Origin of the sequence: Paenibacillus puldeungensis (assembly GCF_042678945.1) — a bacterium.
Taxonomy (GTDB): domain Bacteria; phylum Bacillota; class Bacilli; order Paenibacillales; family Paenibacillaceae; genus Fontibacillus; species Fontibacillus puldeungensis.
Window position 1 is genome coordinate 81,201 of record NZ_JBHTLM010000007.1, and the last position, 13,210, is coordinate 94,410.

Below are 13,210 nucleotides of genomic sequence, written 5' to 3' on the forward strand. Positions count from 1 at the left end.
CAATCAGGCCAAGGCGTGAATCCGAATGGGCTCCAAGTAGAAAACTCATTTCGGTTCCACTTCATCCAGCGTTAAGCGGTACTCCAAGTCCTTCATATAAGCGCCGTCCGGATGGAGGAAGACTAATCCTAAGTTCAGGTTTTCACCCGTTCCACGTACAATCGCGATCAGCCGATTAATTCCGGCCGCAAGGGTAAGTTCCTTCTCGGGCTCTGGCACAAGCTTCCCGTTCAGATAAACTTCATATGTTGCGTCCGCGTGGATGCGCAGGCGTCCTCGGCGGATGTGTCCCTCCGCCCCAGTTCCTTCAGGCACCCCGACAAAGCAGCTGAAAAACCAGGGGTCATGCCCAGCGTTTGCGATGTGCAGCTTGCCGTCACCGGGGCGACGCTCTTTTTTCTGCATCCAGCCGTAGAGGCCCTCTCCCAAATTGTTTAGCGAAAATTCGGGATCAATGTAGTACGCCTTCATGGCATCGAAATCTACATGAGGTGGACAGGGCAATGCCATCATCGCCGGGGCGGCCCATTCTCCGTCGCCTTTCTCGCTTTCCAGCAAGCCGTCGTCAAAATCCGCACCAAGATTGGCGAGCAGGCGAGTGTATAAGCGGAGCGCCTTATCGCTGGCAGGTTCCGGCAGAAGCTGAGAGCAAAGAATGCTTCCAGCACCTGCCTTGAGCTGGACGAGAAATGCTCCAGCGGGCCGAGCTTTCCTGCGGTTTAGCTCCACCAGAGCCAAGCGGCTGTATTCCGCCGTATACCCATGTACGAAGTAGTCCTTCCACGCCGTTCCTTCTACGCTGGTGCACAAGGCATATGCGCCCGGCACCTCCAGCCGATGAGTGGCTAGGACCCGGTTTACCGCGTCCCGCGGCGACAGGAAGACCTTGTCGAAGCCGAACAGGTCGACCGGGCTTACGCCGCGGACGGCGGCGTGGGCGTAGTCCGCCGCCAAGTGATACGTCTCGTGCGGCAATACGCGCACGGGACGGTCCAGCAGGCGGGCGAGCGCCGCCTGCTGCGGGGCTTCCGCCGGCAGGACGAGCACGCGGCCGCCGGCTTCGGCATAGCGCCGGACGGCCTCGGCCGCCCCCGGCGCTTCGAGCATGGAGGCTTCGGCCACAAGGAGGCCGAAGTCCTCCAGAGCTGCGGCGCCATCCAGCGCGACATGCCGCAGAAGCAGGCGGCCGAGGAAGGACGCGGCCGCTCCGCCAGACTGCACCAGTGCCGCCGTCCCCAACGCTTTTGCCCTCGCTGCTACTAACCCCTCGGCACCCGCGGCCCGCCTAGCCTCATCGTCGACAACAAAGACCTCTCCGGCTCCAATCGGCAGCTCCTCCGTCCGGCCCGCGTAGGCAAGCAGGTTGCGCAGCAGCAAACACGCCTGCGGCACGTGGTCTATGTGGGCCATCATATCGAGCTGATTGGCCAAGAACATCCCGCCGCCGCTCCGGTATTCCAGCAGCGGCGACCATAGATCGCCGCCATCGCCGAAATCCCCGGCGCTGCATTCCAGCAGCAGCGTAAAATCGCCGAGGGCCGGCTTCTCAAAGGCTGCATGGATAATCGGCACCGGCCCATCTTCCCGCAGTTCCTCATGCCAGAACATCAAGTCATCCTCGCCAAGTCCGTTCAGCACCGGATGACTGTAATCGCCGACATGGGCGCGGAGAAATGGCCGGCGCGACAGCGTCAGCTTCCCTAGCGATAGCTGGTTCTGCTCCAGCAACAGCAACCAGCCCCCTCTGGCAACAAAGGCTTTCAGCTCCGCCTCCAGACTACCGTCCGTATCCTCCGTGTAACTGCCGATTACGAGCAAATGGTCGGTAGACAAATCGGCAAGTCTCTCCCGGTCCACCCATCCACAGTCAGGGACAAGCCGACGGATCACCTCATAATCCGTTTCCGTCCCCCAGTAGACGGTAGGACGCCCAATTTTTACAGGTTCACGCAGCAGGCTTGCGGCCATAAGCCTGTAAGTAAGCCGCAGCTCATGCATCCTCTTACTTCCGTGATACAGCGTCGCCGTCAGTTCCGCTGATCCTTCTGCTATAACAGGCTGCGGAATCCACGCGAGCCAAACGGTTTTACGTTCGGCGGGACCTTGACGAAAGGTAAAGGTTTGCTTTTGGATGACGCCTTCCTCTTGGCGTATCACGCATTCGACTGTGACCTCCTGGGCTGAAAGCGTATCGTTGTAAATATCAAAGCTGCGGGTGATAGGAGCATCGTCATAGAAACAGCGGTTATACTCAGCAGCAATGATCGTGGCTGGCTTAAACGCCTCCGCCATCACGGAAAAGGCAGGATTAGGCCTATACGGCGGATAGCCTTCTGGCAGCAGGCCATTGTTGATCGTCAGCGAATAGGCCGGGATCACCTTTGGCTTAACGCCCGGCACCCCAGGCTCCATAAGCGGAAGGATCACATCCCGATCAGGCATCGCCCGCATGAAGTAGTGAGCAAAATTAAATGTCGAAATGCCGGATACGCCATGACGCCGCGCATATTCCACAAACAGTCTCTCCTTCTGTGCCAGCCCCGCTGTGCTTTCGTCCGTGTCCCTGTAAGCCCGAAGTCCAACATACATGCTGCTGTTTTGCGGGCAGATGTACCACCAACCGCCGTGTTCTCCAAAGGTCAAGGGAACACTTCTATCCCACTGATCGATCGTTCCGTCGATATTGTAATGGCGGCTTTCCACCTCCGTACGCGCTTTAGACACCAGCCGATTGTCTCCTTCAGCAATAATCGGCCGTGAAGCGTCGAGCTCCCGGATGGCTGTCATCAGCTCGGGAATATGTTCTTTGTAGCCATTTCGCCCGTCCACCCAGCGCATCTCGTTTTGCAAGCTCCACATGATGACCGATGGGTGGTTTTTGTCGCGCTGGACGAGCCGCCGCACATGCATTCGGCAGTTCTCCAGAAAAGCGGGATGATCGGCCAGCATCGACTTGCTCGACCCGTAAATAGCCGTTTCATCCACGATCAGCATGCCTTCCTCGTCGGCAATACGCACATAGTCCGCCGGATAAGGCTCGGCGTGCAGCCGGATGCTGTTCACCCCAACCGAACGGCACATTCTGTACCAGTTACGGACATAGGCCTCAGTTTGCTGTATCCCGCCCTGAAAATGCCATGAATCACCGTGCAGCTTGACTGGAATGCCGTTTAACCGAAATTCAGAGCCTTCGCACCAAAATTCCCGAAAGCCGAATACCTCCTCCCGCCGGTCAATGAACTGTTCTCCGGCAAGCAATTCCAACTCCGCCCGGTACAAAAAAGGAAAATCGGGGCTCCACAGCTTGGCATCTTTCCAATCCAGCGTAATAAAAGACTGGTAAACCTCACCACCCCGTTCGTTCTCACAAAGTCTTAACCACTCCACCTCCCCGGGAGGAATTGACTCAACTGGCTGCTCAAAAGCCAGCACAGGCATAACCTCCGGACGAAGCTTGGAGGATTCCGTAGCTTCCATGGGTAGGTCCCCCGCGGCCTTCGGGTCTGTCGTCCCCGAATTCTTGGCGAAGCACCCCACCTCCGTCTTTAGAACCCCACGCTCATTTACATCCCGCCTGCGCACCCCTTCTTCCCGCACCTTTAACCTTACGCGAAGCGGGCCATCCGCCCTCACATTAGCCCATTCCGCCGCACCGACAATGACCCGGGCCTCAAGCCGCCCTTCCCGGACTGACGTACGAAAAGCAACATCCTCCAGCGCCAGCAGCGGATAGCTCTCCAAGTAAACATCCTGCCATATTCCCCGGCATACGCCGCCGAACCAGGAGCCGACAAGCCCGGTTGTTTTTTGCGTGCCGGAAGGAAGCTTCACTTTATCAAAACTGCCGCAAACGACATGCAGCTCATGCTCTCGCCCGGCCAGTACTGAAGAGGTAATGTCGAGTCTCAGCGGCAGGTAGCCATCTTCCCATACCGCGATTTCTTTTCGGTCCAAATAAATGACGGCCTTCTGCATGATTCCGTCCAGCCGCAGCACGATTCGCTGTCCGGCCATTTTTTCGGGAACTCGAAAGTTGCGGTGCAGCACACCCGCCTCAGCTGTGTCCCATTCCTTCGGATAACCGAAAATATCCATCGGCATGAAGCCATACTCCGGGATTTCTCCGAAGCGTTTGCCATTCGCTTGCTCATACGTTCGCCTCCAACTGGAGGGAACCTGTATTTTCTGCGCTTCAAACACAATTTTCTCCGGTAGCGTTCGGCATTGCGGCTGGTCATTTAGGGGCATAAAATCCCATTCCCCGTTCAGACATAACGAATGACGCATCTTTTCCCCTCCTTCTCAAGGCGAAAGGACGCTCCAAGCACAAGCTCCAGCTTTCGCCAAATCTCCTGTCCTGCAGGGGCGTCCTTCCACTTGATAAAATGCGGCTCCATCACCTCTGCCCAGCGCTCCGGCCGAAGCGACGTGCTGAGCTTTCCCTCATAAGGTGCGGGCTCCAGTGTGGTCGGTTGCTCCGCATAAAAAAACAGCACATTCTCATGCAATCCGATGATGCCGTATTTATCGCCGTCGCCGGGCTTTTCTTCCTGATACTGATAGTGATAATACACGTAACTTGCTACCATCTCCGGCTTCAACAGCGCGATTCTTCCGTATGGCTCGCCGCTGTCGTTCTTACGCTGCCAATGCCGCAGCGAAACAGGATGCTGATAATGAAAAATATCCATCATCGGCGCCCATCGCCGCCCCCGTTCCACTCCGGGCCACATGGACAGCCGCTCGCCTCCCGTGGTCAACAGGCTTCCCGGCAAAACCGGCTCCCCCAAACATTCGTAATAGATATACAACTGCGGGCCACAGGCAAATAAGCTCAGATGATCAACCTGCAACCGTTCCATGGCTTCGGCAACCGACTGTGAAACCGTGGGCTCACGGAAAAAGTCAGAAAACTCAACCTCTTCCATCCATTCAGCCCTATATAAACAGCGCTCCACTCGCGCACCTCCACATCTAGGTCTTTCCTACTCAAGCTCCCGCATACGTGCCTGCCATCCTGTTAACGATCCAAATCTGCTTGGCAGGTGGCGCAAACCAGGCTAAACTCTGTAGTTCAAATGAACCGCAGCAGTTATGATTAAGCTCTATCAAGGGGCGAAAGCACCCGTCCACCCCTTAAATAGAGCCCCGTTTATCACTTAAGACCGTACCGTAAATCGAATATTATCAAACAGCATGTAGTCAAATCCGCTGACATAAAATCCGACTTTGCCGGACGGTCGGTGGCCAGGATCGCTACCGGAAAGCTTAAGCGAACCGTCCACATAAACCGCAACATCCCCCCCTTTAACAACCACCTTCACCGCATACTCCGTATTCGGTTTCAGATGATGCTCCGGAAGGACGGACTCCTTGATTTTCTGCCACTTTGTATCGTACAGAATCCAGTCGGATGTCCCGTCGGACCGGGTTCGGTAGCCGATGCGGGTCGAGCCAGTGGCATCCTGTCGATCAAAAATATATAGAATACCGTCGTTTGGCATGCTAGGCGGAGTTTTCAACGTAAACTCCATCTCATAGGACTCGAAGGTACGGTCCAATAATCCGGTGGCTCCGTTTACAATTTTGTAGCGGTGATTGCCGTCCGGGTCGGCCACAATGCTGCGGTTCGGATCCACCGGCCAGCCGTTGCCGCCTTTTTCAAAGTCCGTCTCATGAACGACGTTCGAAACGGTGACTGAGATGTCCGCTTTAATAAGCGGATTTACCGTCGACAAGGCTGTTATGACGGTTTCCCCTTCGTAAACCGCTCGTATGACGCCCATTTCATCGACGGATGCAACCGCCGGATTTGCCGATTTCCAGGTGACGCCCGTTTCAGACGTATCGGTAGGATCGAAAGTAAGCTGCATCTGCCGCTGATCTCCGGGAGCCAGCCTTACCGCACTTTCTGCTGGAATAATACCGGCCAACTTCGTGGTTAGTTCCTTGAACTGAATGTCGTCAAACAGCATATGGGGGACACCAGCCACATAGAAGCCAACCTTACCGGACGCATTGTGCCCCGGGTCGTTCCCTTTCAGCCTGAACTCCCCGTTCAGATAGACGCTGATGTCCCCGCCTTTGACGAGCATTTTGACCGTGTATTCCGTATTTGGCTGCATATCGCGGCCCGGCAGTTTCACCTCTTTCAGCACCGTCCAAGCGGGATTGTATAGCAGCCAGGCGGAGGTGCCATCTGTTCGGCTTTTATAGCCGATTCGGGTGGAGGTGCTCCCGGCTTGGCGGTCAAAAATGTACAGAGTCGCCCCATCCATCGATTCCGGCGTCTTCAATTTGAAGCTGAGCTCATAGTCCGAGAACGTCTTGGGGCTAAGCGTTGAGGCCCCGTTCAACAGCTTATACCAGCGGTTAACGCCCTCTTTCACGATGCTGCGGTTCGCGTCCTGCGGCCAGCCGTTCGCCCCCGATTCAAAATCAGTGAAATCCATGACACCGTCCCCGGTCTCAACCATGACGTTGACCGAAGCCTTCAGCTGCGGATTTTCGGCCGAAGCCACCGTAATGACCGTTTGGCCTACGGTCCGCCCGGTGACGACACCGGCGTTATCAACTGTGGCAACGTCCGGATTACCGGAGGTAAAAATCAGACCCGGATTATCCGCATTCCACGGCAGCACCGCCGTCTGCAGCTTCACTGTCTTGAACCGATCTACCGTGATATTGTCGTTGTAAACCGCTACGCCCTGTACGGGAATACTGTCAGGACCGTAGGTCGTACCTGCCTTGCCTGCGATACCTATATCGTGAAACGGAATATTTGGAAAGCCGGGAATCTCCTCGAATACTCTAGCATCCAGACGCAGCGACAGGTCGCCTCCCGCCAGATCCGTAAAGCCGGGATCCTCGTTCGTCACCCAGTTGCCGCCATACTGCACCAACCCGAATTTGTCGTATGCTCCATACACATTGGTCGTCACACTACGGGGAACCGTCGGGTTGTATACAACATTGCCCTTAAACGTGTTGGTATCGGGATAATAGCGATTTTCCGTAAAAAAGTTCGCAAGCTCCGGATACTTCTCCAGATAAGGGGTTCCGACGAAGTTGTTGTTCGCCGCAAACAACGCCTGCCATTTCGGCATGTAGTTTTTCGGTATTTGATTGTCCGGACCGTCGCCGAGAAACATATCCGCATAATCATAAGGGACCTTGCTGTCCACAAAGATATTGTTGCGGGTCAAAATATGGGCGCCGCCGTTATTTTTAATCGCGGAATTGCCCATTTTGTAAAAAATATTCTCATCGATCTTAAGCCCCATCGTGAAATTGTCGGGGTATACCCCTTCTACTCCGGCTTTGCTTTCGCCAATGTTATGGAAGTAATTCCGCCGAATGACGGTCCCCCGCTGCTGCGGTGTTTCGCCTGCGTTCATGTAGATCGCGCCGAGATCGGAGAATGTTTTGCACACATCATAAATTTCGTTATATTCCAGGACATGATCGTTTCCGAAGACCAGCACGCCGGGATGAGGCGCATCATGCAGCTCGTTGTTCAGCATTTGGTTGCCAACGCCTGACAGCAGGACACCAGGATTATAGGCCTTATGATAATAGGCAAAATCGTGGATATGCGAATTTTTCATCACGTTTCTCCCCGGTGCGAGCGTCTCTTTGTCCCCCCCTGTCAGCGTAACGGCAGTGCCTCCAATATGATGGATGTGCGTATTCATGATGGCATGGTCCGTTCCCGGCACGCCTTGAAAGTCGTTGTAATAAAATCGGCTTTGGGTATTGATCAGCACGCCGCTGTTTGTGAAGTTGCGAATCTCGCTCTTCAGTACGCGCATATGACTGCCGCCCATAAACACCACTGCTGAATCGCGGCCGTTCTCCAAAGTCAGCTCGGAGAAGTCAATGTACGAAGCGTTCAGCGCATTAATCATCGGCATTTTCAGCATCGTCACTTCGATGTCAGCGTCGGTCCTCGTAAATTCGGCGTTAGGCAAAAAATAGAGCTTGCCGGCCTTGCGGTCGATATAATACTCGCCGGGCATATCGATTTCCTCGAGCAAATTTTGCGCGAAGTGGAAATCCGGATACCAGTTTTTGAATATGCCGCTCATTTCCCCGTAGCGAAGGGTGATGCTCCTGGAGGTCGTGTCAATCGAGGCAATTTTGTTGTACGACCATTCCCAGCTGTAGCCGAAAATACCGTCCAGCCAAATGTCATCCGCCTGTGTCCAATACTTTGGACGATCATAAGTATACGTAAAGGTGCCGCCTCGCTTATGCACTTCCCCGTTCGGATCTTTCCGGGTCGGACCGGGGTCAAGAATTTCATCCATCTGCACGGTGCCTGCATTCGGCCAACGAGCCAGCGTCATGCCCTGTCCGTTGACATAAAGCTCCATTGGCGGAACCTCGCTCAAGTCATTGGCCAGATAATAGCCGTGGCGGCTTAATACCCCGTAGTCGGTAATACCCAGCGCCGCGAGGTCAGCCACCAGCACTTTCTTTCTGGCCTCGGGGCTGATGATACGACTTAACACCGCTTCGTCCGTAATCGGAACGAAGGCGGATTTCTTAAGCTGCTTGGAGCCGGACAAAACAACCTTTTCGCCCGGATAAGCCGTATAGGTGATCGGTTTGCCAGCTTCGCCCGAATCCTCCTCCCGCAGATCAAAGCTTGCTGTACGCTCGTAGCGGCCTCCCCGCAAATACACCGTTACACCACCTCGAGGAAGACCTTTCTTTGCTTTCAGCTTGCGAACAGCATCGCGGGCTTTTTCCAGCGTTTGAAACGGAGACTTCAACGTGCCTTTGTTAGTATCGCTTCCATTGGTTGCTACATAAAAGGTCGCCCCTGAAGCTTTGAGGAGATGGCTATCCTCCTCGGACCCTGAAGCCAGAGCTGGCGGAGCAGGATTCAACGTGAACAGCAGACTTGCAATGAGCAGCGCAAGCAAACTTCTTTTCACTAATTCTCCACTTCCTTTCAGCATGAAATAATGAAGGCCCCGCCAAAGTCATATGTTCAGCGAGGCCGTCCAAGCAGCAGGTTACTTCCAACTAACTAAGCCTATCCGTTTCAAACATCGCCACCCTACTTCTTCAATCCTTTATCCTTTAAAAATTGTTCAAACTGTTTCGTTACCTCCGCCACGTATTTATCCTCGCCCGCTTCCTTCAGCTTGCCGTAAAGAACAGGCCATGTCTCTTCAAAATCAAGCGTGCCACTGACGAGCCCACGTTTGTATTCGCCCCACACGGCATTCAGGTTGGCGATTTCCGTGCTGACCGGTTCGGAATTGAACTTGAAGGCCCCAATCGGATTGATTTCCGCACTGGTATTAATTTTTTTCGTTTCCTCCCATACATTTTCCGGCTGTCCTTCCTTGAGGTAGGAGTTAAATACGCTGCCAAAAACCCAGTCCACGTTCGGGCGGTAACGCGTATCCGCCATCGGTTTGATGTAATCTCCGGATAGCTTCTCGTAGTGAACGCCTGCCAGACCGTTGCAGAGCAGGTTATACAGCTGCTTGTCGGTGTTGACCAGATTCAGCAGCAGCATCGCCCGTTCCGGATTCGGAGAGGTGCGGCTTATGGATTGATTGGTTGTGGCCGAATAACCGTTAGTGAACCAATCGCTAAGCGGGATGATGATGACATCGTTGTTGCCGTTTTTAGCTTTAACCTCCGCCTCAACTCCCGGCTTCAGCGTCACGTCAAAGGTTACGGCAATTTGCCCTTTGGATTCATAGTCGGTAGCTTTCTCCGTAGCTGCGTCTTTGTGAATATATCCTTCCTTGTACCATTTGGAGGCCAGGCGGAAGTTGTTCAATTCCTCGTCAGGGTAGCGGTAAAGCTTATAGGTCGGATCATTCGTCTTGATATAGAAATGGTCGTCAAGTCCAGGAACAACCCAGTACTGGTCGTCATGCGCCTGCGGATTGAGGAAATTATTTCCAAAAATGCCGATTGGAATAATGTCAGGCTCGTTTTGCTTGATTTGTGCCAGGAACGGTTCGATATCCTCGAGTTTTTTTACAGCCTTAGGGTCCAGCTTGTATTTGTCGGCAAATCGTTTCTGTACGATAAATCCGTATCTCGAGCCATTGATTTGCTGATTCGGGATGCCGTAGATTTTCCCATCGACGGAAAGTCCATCCCACATCACCTGTGGTACCTCTTTCTTCAGCTCCGGTGCGTATTTATCGAGCAATTCGTCCATCGGTTGGATCGCTCCTTTGCGCACCAGCTCCTCCGGCTTCAGCATATAACCGGTCCAGAGAATGTCGAATTTTTCGCCCGCCGCCAGCACCGTATTCATCTTCTGCACATAATCGCCAATGACGAGCGGCTTCAGTTTCACGGTAGCATTGATCTTCTCCTTGACGATTTTGTTCACTTCATCCTGCACCTTCTGCTGATCGGGCTGCTGCTGCAGCATCGGGTAGTACCAGGTCAGCTCGACCGGTTCAAGTCCCCCGGAATTCCCCGATTTTGGTGCCTCGCTCTTTGTACCGTTTGCCGTGTTCTTTTCGTTTCCGCTACCGCCGCAGCCGGCTAATGCGGATGCAGTTAATAAAATGAGCGTCAAAATGACTAACAGCCTTTTTTTCATGAGCATGACCTCCTGTACTTTTTTAAATATTGTATGTTAACCCTTGAGGGAGCCAACCGTAAGCCCTTTCACGAAAAACCGTTGAAAAAACGGGAAGATGATCAGCATCGGTCCACCGGCCAGCACAGCGATCGCCATCCGCGCCGAATTGTTTGGAAAACTTGCCAAATCGATGCCAAGCTGCTGCGCAAACTCTGAATTGGACGTTAGGAACTCAATACTGTTCAGCGTTCGTACGAGCAGGAGTTGCAATGGTACTTTGTTCGGATCGTCGATATACAGCATCGCGTTGAACCATTCGTTCCAATAAGCGAATGAGATCAGGAGGCCTAGCGTAGCCAGGGCCGGCGTCGAAAGCGGTAAAATGATCCGGAAGAAAATTCGGAATTCCCGCGCACCATCTATTTTGGCAGACTCGATAATTTCGAGCGGAATTTTTGACATAAAGCCCTTCATGACCATAATGTTGAACGGCGACAGCAGGATCGGTAAAATGAGCGCTAGCAGATTGTCCTTGAGATGCAGGTATTGCGTCATCAGGATATAGGAAGGAACGAGTCCTCCGCTGAACAGCATCGTAAAGAACACGTAAAACGTCGTGATCCGGTTGTAGCGGTAATCCGGTCTGGATATGACGTAAGCGGTCATCGCAGTCAGCAGCAATCCCAGCAGAGCTCCGGCAACCGTTACCATCACAGTAACTCCATAGGCGCGGACCAGCATTTCGGGGGCGTCCAACAAGTACCTGTATGCATCAAGGCTGAACGTTTTTGGGAAAAAGCGATACCCATCTTGCGCCAGCGCTTTTTCATTCGTCAGCGACACCGAGACCACGAGTAGAAACGGTAAGATCACGACGACCGAAAGAACAATGAAAAATAGGTTGAGAAATAGATTCGAAAACTCGAACTTCTTAGGCATCGATAGATCCTCCTTACCACAGGGAATGGTCGGGGTTGATTTTGCGTACGATGCGATTCGCCAGCAGCACCAGCACGAAGCCGACTACCGACTGATAGAAGCCCGTGGCCGCAGACATGCTTACATTGCCGATCTCGCGCAGCGCGCGGTATACGTACGTGTCGATAATATCGGTGGCGCCGTACAGAAAACCGGAATTGTTCGGTATGAAATAATGAAGGCCGAAATCGCCGCGGAACATGTTGCCGATGGACAGGATAAGCAGAATGATCACGAGCGGTGACAGCAGCGGGACAGTGATTTTTACAGCCATTTGCCATTTTGTCGCTCCGTCAATCCGCGCTGCCTCGTAATAATCGCCGTTAATGCCCATAATGCCTGCAAAATAAATGAGCGTATTGAACCCGACCGCCTTCCATAAGTGGACAAGGATAAGGATTACCGGCCAAGGCTCCGGATTCTGATACCAGCTGACTGGTTCCATGCCAAATGCTTGCAGAGTGCGATTGATCAACCCATCTGAGTGGTTTAAGAAAGCATACGCGACGTATCCCACCAGTACCCAGGATAAAAAATGAGGCAGAAACAAAGCGGTTTGATAAAACTTGCTCCATTTCGCTTTGATTTCACTCAGCAGAACGGCTAAGAGCAGCGCCGCCGCAGTGGTAACCACAATATAAGCCGTATTGTACAGCACAGTGTTACGCGTAATTCGCCAGGCCGTATCCGTCGAAAACAGGTAGCGGAAATTTTCCAGCCCAACCCACTTGCTGCCGAAAATACCAAGATCGTACCGATAATTTTTGAAAGCGATAACAAGACCAATCATAGGAATATAAGCAAAAATCAACGTGTAAAAGATCCCTGGCAAAGATAGCAGAAACAACTCGCGATTGTTGCGAAAATGATGCAGCTTTTCTCGAATGATCGGTTTCTTTTTACGCATTTCCGGCGGTCCATCCGGAGTTGCCCCCTGACCCGACAGTCCCGGCTTTCGAACCGTTTCCGCAACGCTCACGGGTGAAGTACTTTTCAACATAGCGAAAGCCCCTTTCCTTCCTTAGCGCTTGGCCTGAGCGACCAGGCTTTGCATGGCTAAAACATAACGCAGATCAGGGCTTTACCGTAACTGTACAATTTCAGGATTGCTGTACGGAGGGACTGTAAGGATTGCAGATAGCTGTACCGAATGCGTTCTCTTGGGGGCGTACACAGAAAAGTGCCTGACGGCATCTGGAGTTGGCTAAGACTTCTACATTGGGGTGATGGGAGGGATGGGTATGGGATTTCACCCGCTGTTAAAGTCGTGTTTTTATGGAATGGATCATACCCATTCCCTCTTCTGTTCTACTTTGAGAACGTCTTCTACCTTTTTCTACAATCCCATTCCCTCTTAGATTATGAACCTCAAGTCCAGTGCCCTCCGCTAATTGAACGGATCGCCGAATTAAGAGAAATTTAGAGGGAATTTATCCTGCTAATTGACCACGGATAGCTAATTAGAAGAAATTAGAGGGAAATTCTCCCGCTAATATGATGTATTTCCTTCAATACAGCCGACATTAGTAAAATTAACGGGAGGTTTTCCTGTTAATTAAGTCCAATCTCCCTTTTTCACCAAATATAACGGGAGGTTTTCCCGCTAAATTTATGAAGTGTTAATTCAACACCCCGAAAACCTGCATTTAGGCCAAACCATGT

At 52.8% G+C, this 13,210-nt stretch carries 6 protein-coding genes; all 6 read right to left on the reverse strand.

Translation table 11 applies throughout. The annotated features are described in order from the left end of the window. Nucleotides 1-45 precede the first annotated feature (45 nt). Nucleotides 46-4,287: a glycoside hydrolase family 2 TIM barrel-domain containing protein gene (locus tag ACFQ3W_RS11670; protein ID WP_379319407.1), complete on the reverse strand. Its 4,242-nt coding sequence runs from the start codon at nt 4,285-4,287 to the stop codon at nt 46-48. Then, nucleotides 4,266-4,958 (reverse strand): hypothetical protein, encoded by a 693-nt coding sequence (locus ACFQ3W_RS11675; RefSeq protein WP_379319408.1) that lies wholly within the window; start codon nt 4,956-4,958, stop codon nt 4,266-4,268. The genes ACFQ3W_RS11670 and ACFQ3W_RS11675 overlap by 22 nt, the downstream gene beginning before the upstream one ends. Nucleotides 4,959-5,159: 201 nt before the next feature. Next, a complete protein-coding gene (locus tag ACFQ3W_RS11680; protein ID WP_379319409.1) occupies nt 5,160-8,942 on the reverse strand; it encodes an Ig-like domain-containing protein in 3,783 nt (1,260 codons plus the stop codon). Between the two features lie 125 nt (nt 8,943-9,067). Beyond that, nucleotides 9,068-10,588, reverse strand: coding sequence for an ABC transporter substrate-binding protein (locus ACFQ3W_RS11685; RefSeq protein ID WP_379319410.1), 1,521 nt, complete (start codon nt 10,586-10,588; stop codon nt 9,068-9,070). 36 nt (nt 10,589-10,624) lie between these two features. After that, complete coding sequence (locus ACFQ3W_RS11690) at nt 10,625-11,509, reverse strand: carbohydrate ABC transporter permease (protein WP_379319411.1); 885 nt, start codon at nt 11,507-11,509, stop codon at nt 10,625-10,627. 13 nt (nt 11,510-11,522) lie between these two features. Beyond that, a complete protein-coding gene (locus ACFQ3W_RS11695) occupies nt 11,523-12,455 on the reverse strand; it encodes an ABC transporter permease (RefSeq protein WP_379319526.1) in 933 nt (310 codons plus the stop codon). Between the last annotated feature and the right edge of the window lie 755 nt (nt 12,456-13,210).

Bases quoted from the DNA above. Each gene is read 5' to 3' on its own strand.
- ACFQ3W_RS11670 (WP_379319407.1), bottom strand. From the start codon at position 4,287: ATGCGTCATTCGTTATGTCTGAACGGGGAATGGGATTTTATGCCCCTA.
- ACFQ3W_RS11685 (WP_379319410.1), bottom strand. From the start codon at position 10,588: ATGAAAAAAAGGCTGTTAGTCATTTTGACGCTCATTTTATTAACTGCA.
- ACFQ3W_RS11690 (WP_379319411.1), bottom strand. From the start codon at position 11,509: ATGCCTAAGAAGTTCGAGTTTTCGAATCTATTTCTCAACCTATTTTTC.
- ACFQ3W_RS11695 (WP_379319526.1), bottom strand. From the start codon at position 12,455: ATGCGTAAAAAGAAACCGATCATTCGAGAAAAGCTGCATCATTTTCGC.